This window comes from Marinobacterium rhizophilum DSM 18822, from assembly GCF_000378045.1.
GTDB classification, from domain to species: Bacteria; Pseudomonadota; Gammaproteobacteria; order Pseudomonadales; family Balneatricaceae; genus Marinobacterium_A; species Marinobacterium_A rhizophilum.
This window is the reverse complement of record NZ_KB899092.1, coordinates 42484-57949: the sequence shown is the minus strand read 5'-3', so window position 1 is coordinate 57949 and position 15466 is coordinate 42484. Positions and strand designations below refer to the sequence as shown.

Annotated in this window: 11 protein-coding genes; 5 read left to right on the top strand and 6 right to left on the bottom strand. The window is 57.8% G+C overall.

All coding sequences use genetic code 11. From position 1 onward, the window contains the following. Window positions 1-100 precede the first annotated feature (100 nt). Together F451_RS0105110 and rapA are read right to left on the bottom strand one after the other, a co-directional pair. Window positions 101-1453 carry a DEAD/DEAH box helicase gene (locus F451_RS0105110; RefSeq protein WP_020680275.1) on the bottom strand — a complete coding sequence of 451 codons (1353 nt, stop codon included), beginning with the start codon at window positions 1451-1453 and terminating at the stop codon, window positions 101-103. Window positions 1454-1524: 71 nt separating this feature from the next. After that, window positions 1525-4386, bottom strand: a complete 2862-nt coding sequence (gene rapA / locus F451_RS0105105) for an RNA polymerase-associated protein RapA (RefSeq protein ID WP_020680274.1) — start codon at window positions 4384-4386, stop codon at window positions 1525-1527. A gap of 280 nt (window positions 4387-4666) precedes the next feature. On the opposite strand from rapA, the gene F451_RS0105100 reads away from it, so the two are divergent. The 3 genes from F451_RS0105100 to F451_RS0105090 all read left to right on the top strand — a co-directional run bounded on the left by F451_RS0105100 (window position 4667) and on the right by F451_RS0105090 (window position 7862). After that, entirely contained in the window at window positions 4667-6136 is a 1470-nt protein-coding gene (locus F451_RS0105100; RefSeq protein WP_020680273.1) for a DEAD/DEAH box helicase, read from the top strand. Window positions 6137-6298: 162 nt separating this feature from the next. Then, window positions 6299-6901: a C40 family peptidase gene (locus F451_RS24875; protein WP_020680272.1), complete on the top strand. Its 603-nt coding sequence runs from the start codon at window positions 6299-6301 to the stop codon at window positions 6899-6901. A 100-nt stretch (window positions 6902-7001) separates the two neighbouring features. Beyond that, complete coding sequence (locus F451_RS0105090; protein WP_020680271.1) at window positions 7002-7862, top strand: prephenate dehydratase; 861 nt, start codon at window positions 7002-7004, stop codon at window positions 7860-7862. 392 nt (window positions 7863-8254) lie between these two features. On the opposite strand, the gene F451_RS0105080 is transcribed toward F451_RS0105090, so the two are convergent. Further along, window positions 8255-8572, bottom strand: a complete 318-nt coding sequence (locus tag F451_RS0105080) for a hypothetical protein (protein ID WP_020680270.1) — start codon at window positions 8570-8572, stop codon at window positions 8255-8257. Between the two features lie 257 nt (window positions 8573-8829). On the opposite strand from F451_RS0105080, the gene F451_RS0105075 reads away from it, so the two are divergent. Both F451_RS0105075 and F451_RS24870 read left to right on the top strand, forming a co-directional pair. Continuing rightward, window positions 8830-10032: an MFS transporter gene (locus tag F451_RS0105075; protein ID WP_020680269.1), complete on the top strand. Its 1203-nt coding sequence runs from the start codon at window positions 8830-8832 to the stop codon at window positions 10030-10032. A 298-nt stretch (window positions 10033-10330) separates the two neighbouring features. Next, a complete protein-coding gene (locus F451_RS24870) occupies window positions 10331-10885 on the top strand; it encodes a Spy/CpxP family protein refolding chaperone (protein WP_083928348.1) in 555 nt (184 codons plus the stop codon). Window positions 10886-11055: 170 nt separating this feature from the next. On the opposite strand, the gene F451_RS27095 is transcribed toward F451_RS24870, so the two are convergent. The 3 genes from F451_RS27095 to F451_RS27090 form a co-directional block, all read right to left on the bottom strand. After that, window positions 11056-12900 carry a peptidoglycan-binding domain-containing protein gene (locus F451_RS27095; RefSeq protein ID WP_020680267.1) on the bottom strand — a complete coding sequence of 615 codons (1845 nt, stop codon included), beginning with the start codon at window positions 12898-12900 and terminating at the stop codon, window positions 11056-11058. A 105-nt stretch (window positions 12901-13005) separates the two neighbouring features. Next, window positions 13006-14748, bottom strand: a complete 1743-nt coding sequence (locus F451_RS24860; protein WP_156826376.1) for a thrombospondin type 3 repeat-containing protein — start codon at window positions 14746-14748, stop codon at window positions 13006-13008. After that, the gene (locus tag F451_RS27090) at window positions 14699-15448 is read right to left on the bottom strand and encodes an ELWxxDGT repeat protein (protein ID WP_083928346.1); all 750 of its coding nucleotides are present in this window, start codon (window positions 15446-15448) and stop codon (window positions 14699-14701) included. Before F451_RS27090 ends, F451_RS24860 begins: the two co-directional genes overlap by 50 nt. Between the last annotated feature and the right edge of the window lie 18 nt (window positions 15449-15466).

The following is a 15466-nucleotide window of genomic DNA, read 5'->3' as shown; positions in this document are numbered from 1 at the left end:
GTCACTCCCACCAGTTTTCAAAGCGCGCCAGTATCGTGCAAACACCTCCAGCGGGCAAGCCCCGGCGGCGGTGTTTGCAAAGGCGCGAGAATGTAATTGATTATTCGTCGTCTGTATCGGGCACAGCCGGCTTTTTACTGCGCAGCATGGGGGCGAAACCATCGTCCGACACCACCTTGCTCTTGGCGCGTCCCGGTCTTGGCCGCTGTGGCGCCTCCTTGCGCTTGTTGCGCGCCTTGCGCCCCATAGGCGCGGCGGCGGCCTGCACCGGTACCTTGGGCGGTTTGACCGGCGCTGGCACCAGCCCCTTGAACTTGCCGACTAGGCCAGCGATCTCGGAAAACTCGATATCCTGCTGCAGCATTCGGCGAATGCGCGTCAGGCTGTCCCAGTCCTTGGGACCCACCAGGGAAACGGCATCCCCCTTGGCGCCGGCACGGCCTGTGCGACCGATCCGGTGCACATACTCCTCGCTATGGCGGGGCAAGTCGAAGTTGATGACCAGGGACACGTTAAGCAGATCGAGCCCGCGGGACGCCAGATCGGTCGTTACCAGCACCTGCTGCTGCCCTCGACTGAAAGCGTCCATGATGCGATTGCGCTCGCCCTGGGCCAGCTCGCCGCTGAGCGCCGCAGTTTTAAGGCCTTGTTCGCCAAGCCACTGCGCCAGTCTTTCTGTATCGCCGCGCGTGGCGGTGAAAATAATCACCTGCTGAAACTTTTCATGCTTGAGCAGGTGGGTCAGCAGTGCCTGCTTGTGATCCAGATGATCACACAGGAAAAAGCGCTGGCGGATATCTTCATGGGGCCGGGTCACGGCATCAATGGCGATACGCTTGGGGTTCTTCAGCAGGTCACTGGCCAGGGCCTCAACCTCGGCATGATCCAGCGTGGCGGAAAACAACAGCGTCTGGCGCAGGCGATGATTGGCGGCGGCATTGATCTGGCGCAACTGATCGGCAAAACCCAGATCCAGCATGCGGTCGGCTTCATCCAGCACCAGCATTTCAAGCCCGGCCAGCACCAGGGTGCGGGCGTCCAGGTGATTCGCCAAACGCCCCGGCGTTGCAACGACAAAGTCGGGGTCCCGGCGCAGCATCTTTTCCTGGTCGTTAAAGTTCTCGCCACCCTGAATGAGCACCCCCTTCAGATTGCTGCCGGCCAGCAAGGCACGCAGCTGGCCATACACCTGCCCGGCAAGTTCGCGCGTGGGCACCAGAATCAGTACGCGCGGGTCGCGTTTAGTCAGTGATTTGCGCTTGGTGACCCGCTGCAGGGCGGGCACCAGGTAGGCCAGCGTCTTGCCGGACCCCGTCTTGGAGGACGCAATCAGGTCACGATCGTGAAGCGCAAACGGAATCGCCTGTTGCTGAATTTCAGTCGCCTGACTGAAGTTCAGCTGCTCAAGCAGCTTGAGCAGGCGTTTATCCAGGGGCAGATCGGTGAATAGCAAAGTTTAACTCCAATCAGGGGTAAGAGCCGGCAACAGTGCCGGCCCAGGAGAGGTGCATGGGTGCTGCGCGATCATTCAACCACCGCGATACGCAGCGCATCGAGCTCAAGCTGCACCAGGTCAATCTGAGCCTGAACCTGCCCCAGCTGCTGCTCCAGCAGCTCGATTTCTTCAGCACGGATATTGGGATTGACCTGAGCCAGTGCCCGCATGCGGGTAATTTCGCCCCCCAACACCGCTTCGGCCCGGGCCCGGGCCTGTTCGCGTACCGGGTTGTCCTGGACGGCGGCCAGTTTTTCAGCCTTCTCCACCATCTCGGCGATCTGCGGCCTGGCATGACCCACCAGCGACTGAGCGGTGCGTCGCCCAACACGTGAGGCCAGTTTGTTAAGGTGGCTGTGCGTAATGATGCCGCTGAGGTCGTTGCCGTTGTTGTCGAGCACCAGACGCACCGAGTGCTGCCCCAGATAGCGCTGCATCTGCAACGCGCGCGGTGCCGTGCAGCGGAGGTTGAAGAAGGCCTCGAGCAACAGGGTACCCGGCGGCAACGGCGGCAGCTTGAGGCTGCACAGGGCAGTATTGCCGAATTCGCCATCGCTGATCAGCTCCATCGCACCGCTTACCAGCGGATGCTCCCAGGTCAGGAACTGCATGTCCTCACGGGACAACGCCAGCGCGCGCTGGAAGGTCGCGGTAATACCGTCCTCCGGCAGGCCCGGCAAGCTCGATACCGGCATGTGGTTACCCGGATGCAGCACCAGACTATCGGGACCATGGGTCTGCTGTTCAACACCGAAGAGATCGAAGACCCGCTCCATGTAACCGGCCAGCTCCAGTGAGCGCGATGCCTCGGCCACCTGTTCGATAATCTGTGCGGCGGGCTCAGGCTGGCAGGAATTCAGCTCCAGCAGACGATCGCGCCCGGCCTGCAACTGCTCCAGCAGTTCGTCGGCACGGTGACGGGTATCGTCCAGCAACTGTTCTAGCTCGGCTTCGTCATAGCACAGCAGCAACTCACGCAGTGCCGGCGCGAACTGCTGGAACAGGGCCTGCCCTGCCGGGTTGCAGCGCTTGAAGGCATTGATGCCCAGGTCAAACCAGTTCAGCAGTACCGCCTGCGGACTCTGTTCGAAATAAGGCACGTGAATCTGTACGTCATGGCGCTGGCCAATGCGGTCCAGACGGCCAATACGCTGCTCGAGCAGGTCAGGATTGAGCGGCAGATCAAACAGCACCAGGTGGTGAGCAAACTGGAAGTTACGCCCTTCACTGCCGATTTCCGAGCAGATCAGCACTTGGGCGCTGTCGTCTTCATCGGCAAAATAGGCCGCCGCGCGATCACGCTCCAGCAGACTCATGCCCTCGTGGAACACCGCCGCCTTGACACCCTCGAACAGGCGCAGCTGTTTTTCCAGCGCCCGGGCGGTGTTCTTGCGCGCGCAGATCACCAGGGTCTTGTCGTCACGGTGCTCACGCAGCCAGTCGGACAGCCACTCGACCCGAGGATCCCAGTCGAGCCAGTCTTCATCAAAGCCCGCTTCGGGATGCAGCACGGCATCAAGATTGGTATCCACCAGCACGTCGGCATAGGCTTCGGGCTGCGGCAGCGGATAGCGGTACAGTTCGCGCTTGGGGAACCCCTGCACACCGTCGCGGGTGTTGCGGAACAGCACCCGGCCGGTACCATGGCGATCCAGCAGGCTGGCAACGGCATCGGCCACCAGGTGCTCGATATCACCGTCGGCCAGTTCCGCACGCAGCGGTTCCAGTGCAGCTTCACCCAGGTAATGTTCCAGCGATTCTATCAGTTCCGGTGCATCGCGCAGCTGCTCGCGCACGTCTTCGGCCTGGAGACGCTGAACCAGGTTACTGATGGTGCGGTATTCGGATTCTTCATCGCGGAAGGCCTGCAGATCGTGGTAGCGGTCGGGATCCAGCAGACGCAGGCGCGCGAAGTGGCCATCCTGACCCAGCTGCTCAGGCGTGGCGGTGAGCAACAGCAGGCCCGGAATGCTCTTGGCCAGGGATTCGATGGCGTTATAGCTGTGACTGGCGGCTTCTTCGCTCCAGCCCAGGTGGTGGGCTTCATCGACCACCAGCAGGTCCCAGTCCGCTTCCAGCGCCGCACGATGGCGATCGTCATCACCGGTCAGGAATGACAGGCTGCAAAGCACCAGCTGGGCACTCTCAAACGGATTGCCCTCGCCAGCGGCTTCCAGCGCCACGCAGCGCAACGGATCCAGAATGCTGAAACGCAGATTGAAGCGGCGCAGCATTTCCACCAGCCACTGGTGCACCAGGCTGTCGGGCACCACCACCAGCACACGCTGAGCGCGACCGCTGCACAGCAGCTGATGCATGATCAGGCCCGCTTCAACAGTCTTGCCAAGCCCCACTTCATCCGCCAGCAAAACGCGCTGCACCGGACGACGCGCCACCTGACTGGCGATAAAGTACTGGTGCGGCAGCAGCTGGACCCGGCCGCCGAGCAAGCCATAGGCCTCGGACTGCCGATGGCGGTGCAGGTGTTCCTGGGTTTCGACACGCAGCAGGTAGGCACTGTTCTTGTCGACCTGACCGGCAAACAGACGGTCCTGCGGCTTGCTGAAACGCACGCGGCTGTCGAGTTCAAGCTCTGCCAGCGTCAGGCTTTCACCGTGCTGATCAATACCGTGGTAAAAAAGACAGCCATTCAGCTCCTGTCGTTCGGTGATCTGCAGCTCAATGCCGGAGGTGCTGCGAACCTTGTCGCCCACCGGGTATTCGACACGGCTGAGCGGTGCATTCGTCACCGCGTAGGTGCGCTGCTCTTCGACTGCCGGGAAATTGAGGGTGACGCTACGCCCCGCCTGCTCGACAACAACACCGAGCCCAAGCTCCGATTCGGTGTTGCTGATCCAGCGCTGACCGGGGGAAAACTGCGGCCTTGACAATGTACTTTACTCGCTTTCACTGCTGAATGTTTTAGGCTGCGCATGATAGGGGCTGGGGCCTCTATGAACAAGTCGCAACGCGCCTGTGGCACTGACTTGCCTGATTTCACGCCCTGCATGACTCACTGCGGGCTGCCGGCTACCTGGCAGTCGGCGCCAAACCGGCCTGCCCTGTGCGCAAACCTATCCAAGACTGCGAAATTAATGCACGCCTGTGATGGCGCTTTTGCTGTATTCTATGCAGCCATTCAAAACAGTTTAGCTGGCGAACCCACGAACGATGTCCTTTCTCGACCTCGATTTAGATCTCGAACTGCAACAGCACCTGATCGAGTCCGGCTTTTCAAGCCCGACACCGATCCAGCAGCAATCCATTCCGCTGACCCTCGATGGCCAGGACATCCTTGCCACCGCGCCCACCGGCAGTGGCAAAACGCTCGCCTTCCTGTTGCCTGCGCTGCAGCACTTGCTGGATCAGCCACCGCGCACAGGCCTGTCACCGCGCGTGCTGATTCTGAGCCCCACCCGGGAGCTGGCCAGCCAGATTCTGCGGGTGGTGGAATCCTTTGCCGCCGAGCTGTCCATGGACTGCGCCCTGATCGTCGGCGGCGTGCCCTATGGCAACCAGAAACAGATTCTGGAAGCCGGCATGGACCTGCTGATCGCCACGCCGGGCCGCCTGCTTGAGTTGGACGAAAAGGGCTGGGTCGATCTCAGCGACGTCAACCTGCTGGTCATCGACGAAGCCGACCGCATGCTGGACCTGGGCTTTCAGGAGCCGCTAAACGAAGTCGCCAGCCTGGTGCCGGTCGATCACCAGACGCTGATGTTCTCCGCCACGCTGGAATCCGCCGCCATCCAGCTGCTGGCCGGCAAACTGCTCAAGCCCGAAGCCAGCCAGGTTGCTGTCAGCAACGCGCGCTCCGTCGCCGGCAATATCGAGCATGCCATCCTGCGGGCCGATAACGACGAACACAAGCTGGCGCTGTTCAAGGCACTGATCAGCGACGAAACCATCGATCAGGCAATGGTATTCGTCAACACGCGCAAGCAGGTTGAACAATGGGTTTCGATCGTGCGCGCCATGGGCATCATGTGTGACGGCCTGCACGGCGAAATGGACCAGGGCGAACGCACCCTGCACATGAAGCAACTTCGCCGTGGCCGGCTTAAGGTACTGGTGGCCACCGATGTTGCCTCCCGCGGCCTCGATCTGGCGAACATCACCCATGTCATCAACCTGAACCTGCCGCTCAAGGCCGATTCCTATATTCACCGCGCCGGACGTGCCGGGCGTGACGGCTCGCAGGGTATCGCGCTGTCTATCGTCGATTCGCTGGACTGGCCAAGAGTCGGGCGCATCGAGCGCTACCTGCAACAGCCGCTCAAACGCCGCAAGATAGCGGGCCTGGAACCCACCAAGCCTGAACCCCGGGCCGACAAGCAAGCCAAAAAAAGCAAGGCCAAGTCCAAGGCGAAGAAAAAGACCGAGCTGAAGACCGGCAAGTCACACAAGAAAAGCAAGGGCCCGCGCCCGGCCACACCACGCCAGCCCGACGCCGCCGGCGAGCAGCGCAGCAGCACGGCCAAACCCCGCAGCGCAGGCAACACGTCAGGAAACAGCGCGGGCAGCCCGGCGGCCAGCAAGCCACGCAGCCGCACAAGCGACGCGCGCCGTAACACGCGTGACAACGGGCAGAGCAGCACCCGCTCAAACAGCGGTCGTGACAGCCACAAGGCCCGCAGCTGATTTAGGCTCAACTCGAGCTTTAACCAACAATCGGATGGATTAAAAGGCTGTTGAAAAGCCCCACAGCTTTTACTCCGTCCGTTGATCGTTTGGGCTAAGCTAACTCTAACCGCCGCACGATAATAAGCTAGGACACTTTCGCAGGGAGCGCCGAACGCGGCCATGACAACTACATCCAGCAGCACCGCGCTCAATCCAACACCCCATGCAAGGCCCGATGCCGGTCGCTATCAGCGCCGCCACTGCCGCGCGACCCGTGGTGCTCTGGTGCTGCTCGCCGGCCTTTGCCTGGCACTGCTGCACGGCTGCTCCGGGCCCGTCGTTACGCTCCCCCCCGCCGATGTAGTCGTGCCAGCCGAAACGCCGTCACCGGCACAGAACATCGTCAGTCGGCTGTACGAGCTGCACCGCGAGTGGCGTGGCACACCTTACCTCTATGGGGGCACCGGCCGTAATGGCATCGACTGCTCCGCACTAATTCAGCATGGCTTTCGCACGTACTTTAACCAGGAGCTGCCACGCACCACCGAAGGTCTGCTCGCCGTGGGCGATACCATCACCGCCAAGCAACTGCGCGCGGGTGATTTGGTGTTTTTCAAGACCGGCACCTTTGGCCGGCACGCCGGTATCTATATTGAAAATGGCCGTTTCCTGCATGCCTCCACCAGCCAGGGCGTGATCATCTCCGATATGCGCAACCCCTACTGGAAGCGCCACTACTGGACGGCCCGCCGGATTGAAACGCCCACCAGTACCGATTCCTGATTGCATCAGGGCATCCGGATCATAATATTTTTCCAGCCCTGCGCGGCTATGCAATAATGGCCGCCCCATTACAGCAATCTGATTTTCAAGGTCGGTTATCGTGAGCAACAAGATCATCGCATTCCAGGGTTACAAAGGTGCCTATTCGCACCTGTCCTGCGTCCGTGTTCATCCGGAAATGGACGCCTTTGCCTGCGAGACCTTTGCCGACGCCATGTTTATGGTGGAACGCGAGGAAGCCGACCTTGCCATGATTCCGCTGGAGAACTCCACCGCGGGCCGGGTGGAGGAAATCTACCGCCTGATGCCCAAAACCGAGCTGCATATTATCGGCGAACACTTTGAGCCGGTGAATCACTGCCTGCTTGGCATTCCGGGCAGCCGCATCGAAGACATCACCGAAGCTGCGTCCCACCCCCAGGCGCTGGCCCAGTGCGATACCCACCTCAAGTCTCTGGGAATTGAACCCATCGCCAGCCTGGACACGGCAGGTGCCGCCGCGGAACTTGCAGCCGCACCCAAAAAGCATCAGGCCGCCATCGCATCAAGCCTGGCCGCCGAGCTCTACGGCCTGGATATCCTGCGGGACAACTTCCAGGACAAAACCGGCAACACCACGCGCTTCCTGATTTTATCCAAGACCAGCCAGATGCCGGCGTTCGATCCGGCGGTCACCTTCATGACCTCCATCATGTTTGCCGTGCGCAACATGCCGGCCGCGCTGTACAAGGCACTGGGCGGATTTGCCACCAACGGCGTCAACGCCATCAAGCTGGAAAGCTACATGGCCTCAGATACGATGCAGGCCACCAGCTTCCACCTGGATGTCGAAGGTCACCCGGATCAGCGCTCCATGCAGTACGCATTGCAGGAACTGGATTTCTTCGCCAAGGACGTGCGCATCATGGGTACCTACCCGGCACACCCGTTCCGCTACCGCAAAGATACCCTGGTGGAATAAACTGGCACAGCGCCCGGGCCGGCAGCGCTTGGCCCGGGCAGTCACAGCGTAATATCCGTATCAGGAAAGGCTGCATCGAAGTGCCGGCCCGGAATCACAAACCTAGCAGCCTGTCGGAGTTGGCCGATCGTAGCGAGGGAAAGACCGATTTGCGGCAGTTTTTGAGCTCTTTTGAGGCGAATAGTGGTTCTATTTAACACTTGGAACGAAGTGGAAAGAACCGCTTTAGCGGGGCCGCAGGCCGAGGAGCCTGCGACGAGTAAAAAAGAGTACATAAAATGACCCCTCTTTGCATAAGAGAAGCGGCTTTCCCGCACGACTGCATGGATGCAGGAGGTAGGGCGAAGCAGGATGCCCGAGCCGAGTAGATCAGTGGTAAGTCCGACAGGCTGCTACCTGTCCGCGTCGCTCTTGCTCGACAGCTGCCCCAGCACATAGCCCGCGATACCGCTGAGAATTGCGCCGGTAATATTGCCTTCAAGCCGCCCGGCCAGACTCAGCACCACCGTGGCCGCAATCACGCCCATCACCGTAACAGTTTTGAAAAATGACGGGCTGCGCAGTATATCCATGATATTTTCCTTGGAATGGGCCACTGCGCGCCAAAACAGCCCCCACATCACCACCAGCCCCACCGTGGCCAGCACTGACAGCCCCGCAATGTACTCCGCGCTCAGCGTCACCGCCGAATCTGCTAACTCTGCGTCCATGGCATGTTCCTTCGTTCATTCGCCGCTGCGTTTTTGACACTCCACGCTTCCCAGTCTGCGCCGCCGATGCCGGCACCGATTGCGCAAAGTCTGGCGCAGATTGGCGCTATCGGCCAGCGCACCGCACGCAGCGCCCTGCTGCCGGAGCCGACCGGAAATCAATCACAACCCGGTTGCACCATCCCGGGTGCGTCTGCTAGTGCTTTAAAGAACAGTTGAAAAACTGCGAATCGATCAAGGCAAACGGCACAGGACGCATGAAAACCGATACCGCGGGCGCCGCGCTGAGGAAAATTCCGACCGGAATATGGATACTGGGCTTTGTCAGCATGCTGATGGACATGTCCTCCGAGATGATCCACAGTCTGTTGCCGATGTTCATGGTCACTACACTGGGTGCCAGCGCGTTAGCCGTAGGCTTCATTGAAGGACTGGCGGAGTCCACGGCGCTGATCGTCAAGGTATTTTCCGGATCAATCAGTGACTATCTGGGCAAGCGCAAAGGGCTCGCTGTACTCGGCTACGGCCTGGCCGCCATAGCAAAACCCCTGTTTGCCATCGCACCAACGATCGGCTTCCTGTTGTCGGCCCGAGTACTGGATCGGGTCGGAAAAGGCATTCGTGGCGCACCACGCGATGCGCTTGTCGCAGATATCACACCCTCGCACCTGCGTGGGGCTGCATTCGGCCTGCGCCAGTCACTCGATACCGTCGGCGCATTTCTCGGCCCGCTACTCGCGGTGGGGCTGATGCTCTTGTGGGCCAATGACTTTCGGGCCGTATTCTGGGTTGCCACGATTCCAGCCCTGGCGGCCGTCGGCCTGCTGATCTTCGGCCTGCACGAGCCCGCCCCGCCCCAGGGCGTACCGCGCACCAACCCGATCCGTCGCGACAACCTTCGTCGCCTCGGCATGCCGTACTGGTGGGTGGTGATGGTGGGTGCCGTGTTTACACTCGCGCGCTTCAGTGAGGCCTTTCTGGTATTGCGGGCACTGCAGGGCGGCATCCCCGTCGCCCTGGTGCCGCTGGTCATGGTCCTGATGAGCCTGATCTATTCTCTTTCGGCATACCCCTTTGGCCAGCTTTCGGACCGCATGAGCCACCATAAACTACTCACCTTCGGCTTACTGGTACTGATCGCTGCCGACCTGGTCCTGGCCATCGAGGCACACTGGTCTGTAATACTGGCGGGCGTTTCACTCTGGGGCCTGCATATGGGCATTACCCAGGGGCTGCTGGCGACAATGGTGGCGAAAACCGCACCCGCCGACCTGCGCGGCACCGCGTTTGGCTTCTTCAACCTTGTTTGCGGCCTTGCCATGCTGCTGGCCAGCGTCATTGCCGGATTATTGTGGGACCGCCTCGGCGCATCAGCCACCTTCTATACAGGGGCGGCCTTCTGCGTCATTGCGCTCATGGGCCTGCGCTGGAAACCCGGCCTGCAGCACGAAAAAGAGTAAGACATCGCCTAAACCGGCGCGGCAACTGAAGCAACGTCTACCTGTTAATCGTGCGGCCCGCCGTTAGCCTTTTCAGTGAAGGCATTCCGCATTCTTTCACGACCCGTTCCCGAAGCAGTGCTGCCGCTTATCCAGGAAAATGCCCCCACAGAGGCTGCCAGTTCAATGTGAGCGCACGCTCGTCCCTTTCGTTGATCTGTATCAGAACCTGAATCCAATTCCGGACTAGCATGGGTATGAAAGAGCGCATTGGCGCAGTACGCGCCTTCATGAATTCGAAACAGCAGAGGTTTGAGCGATGAAAGCACCACGGGCGAAGCACGCAGGGCTTGCGTTGGCACTGACGCTAGGTCTTCTTGGTAACGCATCCACGGTATTTGCGCACGGCTCCGGCATGATGTCCGGTTCCATGATGGGTACAGGCGGAAAAGATCATCCCGACTGGGCGGCACAGGGCCATGGCATGGGATACGGCATGGGATATGGCTCGATGATGGGGCCGGGCATGATGGGCGGCTGCGCACCGATGCACGGTTATGGCGGCATGTTCCAGATGCTCGAGCTGAATGACGATCAGCAGCAAAAGGTTTCTCAGATCCATCAGGAGTTACAGAAGAAACGTTGGGACCTCATGGGCAAGATGCATGAAGAGTCCGCCAAGCTACGTCAGCTCTTCTTCGCCGAAAAGCGCGATGCCGAGGCAATCGGTGAGCAGCAGCAGCGTGTATTCGATCTGAGCCAGCAAATGACCAAGGACTGGATAGAGACGCAGAGCCAGATTGAAGAGCTGCTGACGCCGGAACAGAAAGACAAGCTGCACGAGTTCGGCCGGCAAGGCATGATGGGCTGGTAACCGCAACGCCCGACGGCGGTCTTGTACCGTCGGGCAGCATCCCCGAATTATGAGGCATGCCCTGAATGGAGGCTGGTCGGGAAAAGTAAGGCTCAGCGCATTTTAGCGGGAAATGCGGGCTTGAACTTCGTAAAGAAGCAGTCGCTATCCCGTTACCCATACGCCAACACCTAAAACTGCATCGCCATCGCCGTATCGATGTCCTGTGGACACTTGTCATTTGGCGCCCTGATATGGAGTATCGGGTGGTTTCTCAGGCGCGATCTCAGATAATTAGCATCGAACTCATCCGGTCGTTTCCGATACCAGTACCGAATGACCTTAGACCCCTGGAAGTCAGGGCTCACGTAGTAACAGTGAAGCACAGGATCATCCCTGAACGGGGCCACATCTTTTTCATAGATGTCCTCTTCTATTCGTGTCAGGTCATCATAGCCAGGGAGCCTATGTCGGTTGTAATAATCAATCGCAGTTGTCCTCAGACGCCCGGGTATCTGTACATGTGCTGTATACAGCAGATCACCACGTGTCTGCTTCTTGGGCGGTGTTGGTAGCCGGAAGTTGTCCGGTACCAGCCCCCAATCTACTTTACGATTGACTGAGATACCTCTGTCGTTAGCCTCTACCGAGGGTTCAGGGATATCAGTAGGAGGCTCGCAGGGTGGTGGAGCCATTGCAATTAGCCTTTCCCTGTCCTGCTCCCGTGACGGGATCAGGTGCCCAAAATCAACATTTCCCTGCAATGTCCCCATCGCATTTTGGGTTACCTGGGTGCTCCAGAGGGCTTCCGCCTGCCATTTGATGAATTCATCGAGTATTTCATTCCTGTAGGAGCAGGAACAGCAGACCTCTAACGCCTTGTGTAGCTTGCGGGCATGCCGACGCAGTGCTTTGTTTCGTTCGTTAACTTGATGCAAGGTAGTCGCGGCCTGATTCAGCTCGTTACCCATACTTGTCCAGAAGAACTCAGTAGGACTGGTGGTTATAAGTGTCCTTCGGGTCGTCGAAGTTTTTAATTGAAGCTCTCGCTGATCGATTTGAGGGACCTCTGCCTGTTTACCCACCGAAACGTCTTTATCTTGCGCTGCGTTTAGGGTCTGTGCGGCAGCAATCGCTGTCGCTTTGACTTCCTCTATAGGGTCAGGATCTGGCAGCTTGTGGGCCTTTTGGTGAACCGACTCTGGCTTCGATGGAGTGAGCTTCTGGTGGGCGACAGCACTCTCTTTTCTCGGCTTCACCGGACGATATTCAGTGGGTTCGCCGACTAAACAGACTCTATATTGCTGCGCACACACTTGTGGAGAAGCAAGTGACTGCCTACGACACTGGGTGTAGGCGTTCATGCAGCGCGTCATCGCCTGTACCGTTGGATCCTTCGACATATCAGGCACTGAAGGAGAAAGCTCCGATCGACTCGACGCTGATTGCCCAATCGACTGTCCCGCCCGAGCCCCGGCACCTGCCTGATAGCTCCGGTTCGACTGTGCTACGGCGCTGTGAAGTGCGATTATCAGCGTCCGACCTGGCTTTCCCGTCACCGGCAACCCCTGGTCAATCTCAAACTGCGCAATCGCCTTGGCCGTCTTGTCGCCAAACAGGCCATCGGCCGGGCCGGGGTTGTAGCCCAGCATTTGGAGACGGGTTTGGATGTCTTGGATCTGGGCTCTGGAATACTGGCTTGAGCGTTGTACAGGCTGCTGAGCGGGTTGCTGGTATTGGTACTGCTGTTGGGGTTGCTGGTAGGGCTGATGGGGTTGCTGCTCGTACGGTTGTTGTTGTCGATTGTTTCGGTCGGAACGGTCGTTGCTTTCCCGGATAGCCCGCGTGCCCTCCTCGATCATGTCTCGGGCCATGCCTTTAAACATGTCATTCCAACTTTCGGCTTGGGTCTTTGGCGGGAAGAGAGAAACCATGAGGGCGGTGGCCAGCACCAACGCACCAGACTTACTGGCTCTGCGGATCCATTCTATTCGAAGGGATCGTATCCCGGCTGAAAAGGTCAATGGGTACCGCATGGTGGGCTCCTCCGTTTTCAGCGTCCGTTGCTTGGGGCATCCGCCTCGGTTGTCGTTGGCAGAGCATTGGGCCCCGGGGCCAGTGGTCCCCGGGGCAACGTAGCCTTAAATGATTGGGCAGCCTTTGCGATCAATGCCGTTTCCAAGGTCCCCTAGAGCTGGGCAATCATCACGGTGATTGGGCAGGCCATCGTCATCGATGTCATCGTCGCAGGCATCGCCCATACCGTCGCCATCGGTATCGGTCTGAGGATCATTTGCAACTAGGGGACAGTTATCTGCGGAATCAACGAATCCATCGCCGTCCGCATCGCTGACTGACGGTGGCGGAACATCGCAGGCATCGCCTACACCGTCGCCGTTCAAATCGCTTTGACTGGCGTTAGGAATGAATGGACAGTTGTCTTTGTTGTCAACAACACCATCGCCATCCATGTCGCCTTTACCCGTGAGTTTTTCACAGGCGTCACCCACACCGTTGCCATCTGTATCAGACTGATCAGGGTTCGGAGTTGCCGGGCAGTTATCTGTCGTGTCTGACTCACCATCTCTGTCGGTATCGGATTCATCTGGTGTAGCATCGCAAGCGTCGCCGACGCCGTCGCCATCTGCGTCGGCCTGGCTCGGGTTAGCGACAATCGGACAGTTATCCTTTCGGTCAGAAACGCCGTCGCCATCCACATCGGTGTTGCCATTTACATCGCACTGGTCGCCGATACCGTCTCCATCAGAGTCTAATTGGCCAGGATTAGGATCAAGCGGGCAGTTGTCTAGCCCATCTTCGATCCCGTCGCCATCCGAATCGATCAGGCCATCGCAGGCATCGCCGATACCGTCTCCGTCGGCATCTTCCTGGCCGGGGTTGGCCACCGCCGGACAGTTGTCGACGTCCGCACCGAATCCATCGCCATCGGCATCATCGTCCGGGTCGTTGGGGTAAGCGTCACAGGCATCGCCGAGGCCGTCAGCGTCAGCATCGGTCTGGCTGGGGTTGGCCACCGCCGGACAGTTATCGACGTCGGCACCGAATCCATCGCCATCGGCATCATTGTCCGGGTCGTTGGGGAAGGGGTCGCAAGCATCTCCCAGCCCATCACCATCGCTGTCTACCTGCACCGGGTTGGGTACAGCCGGACAATTGTCTGTACTATCATTAATGCCGTCCCCATCCGAATCAACACTACCTGTGTTCAACGCCCATAACTCAATCCCGTTATTAACTTCATAGGCTTTAAAAAATAGGGTTTCGCTTACACTGGCAAAAAAATCAGGGTCCGAACTGTTCTCACCAGGCCAAATATCTGACACCATTAAAGTACCTTCCGGCGACCCATCACTCACCCACAACTCTTTTCCATTTATGCCATCGTTAGCAGCAAAGTATAGATTTCCGTTTATAATATGGCTTTTAAATACCAAGCCCTCAGTGGAACTTTCGACTCCCTCACGTACATCTTTTAATTGATAGGTTCCCGCTTCAGTACCGTCGCTACGCCAAGGCTCATAACCAGAAGAAGCGGTTCTAGCAACAAAATACAATATTCCATTATCTGACTTAAATGTTGATGGATTACTCCCCCCCCACTCACCTGAAAAAATGTCTTTAACTAGGACCCACTCGAATGTGTTAGTGTTTAACTTCCATAACTCAGCATCAAATGAGGTCGGTCCACAACTACAATAAATGTATCCATCCATATAGTATCTGCTTGCCGAAGTGTAAAAAAACTCAAATGGAACTGGAACTAACACCGTCCCAGCTTCTGTACCATCACTGACCCAAAAACCAACCGCAGTATTAAAAATACAGTAGCCCATTTGCAGATATGAGTGAATGAGGGTCTCCACTATGTTGATAAGAAGTATTCAAATCCTTAACCAATACAGTCCCCGCATCAGTGCCATCACTTTTCCATAGCTCAGTGCCTACGGCATCATTATTAGCTGCGCTGAAAAACAAAACTCCATTAACATTGGTTAGCTCTTCCGGGAAACTGCCTGCATCAAAAAACTCAGTGTTAATATCACTTACCATTATAGTGCCAGCCTCAGTACCATCACTTTTCCACAGCTCCTTCCCGTGAACACCATCGTCAGCCGCGAAAAATAAAGTTCCATTTACGTCGGTAAGATACTCTATATTGCTGCTTCCAAAAGGATTGATATCTTTAACCATAAAGGTTCCAGATTCGGTTCCGTCACTTATCCATAATTCTTCATTACTAGTTTCATCACGTGCAACAAAAAACAACTTATTTCCTATAGGAGTTAGAGAGTCTGGGTTGCTACTACTGCCGGGAAAGATATCCTTGACCGAAACAGTCCCTTCATTGGTACCATCACTTTTCCACAACTCACGACCAAAATCACCAAAATCATTAGCAGAAAAGTAAACGAATCCTCCCATACTAACTGTGTCCATTGGACTGCTTCCGCCACCACCTGGATTAATATCACTTACGAGATAAGGTTCATTAGATGACGCGACCGGTGCATAGAGAATTATTAAAATAAGTACCGACAGTCCTATCGAAACATTTTTATTCATCGCGTTAACCCCCCGTAA

Coding starts and splice junctions, on each gene's coding strand:
- F451_RS0105100 (WP_020680273.1), top strand. CDS start 4,667: ATGTCCTTTCTCGACCTCGATTTAGATCTCGAACTGCAACAGCACCTG.
- F451_RS24875 (WP_020680272.1), top strand. CDS start 6,299: ATGACAACTACATCCAGCAGCACCGCGCTCAATCCAACACCCCATGCA.
- F451_RS0105080 (WP_020680270.1), bottom strand. CDS start 8,572: ATGGACGCAGAGTTAGCAGATTCGGCGGTGACGCTGAGCGCGGAGTAC.
- F451_RS0105075 (WP_020680269.1), top strand. CDS start 8,830: ATGAAAACCGATACCGCGGGCGCCGCGCTGAGGAAAATTCCGACCGGA.
- F451_RS24870 (WP_083928348.1), top strand. CDS start 10,331: ATGAAAGCACCACGGGCGAAGCACGCAGGGCTTGCGTTGGCACTGACG.
- F451_RS27095 (WP_020680267.1), bottom strand. CDS start 12,900: ATGCGGTACCCATTGACCTTTTCAGCCGGGATACGATCCCTTCGAATA.
- F451_RS27090 (WP_083928346.1), bottom strand. CDS start 15,448: ATGAATAAAAATGTTTCGATAGGACTGTCGGTACTTATTTTAATAATT.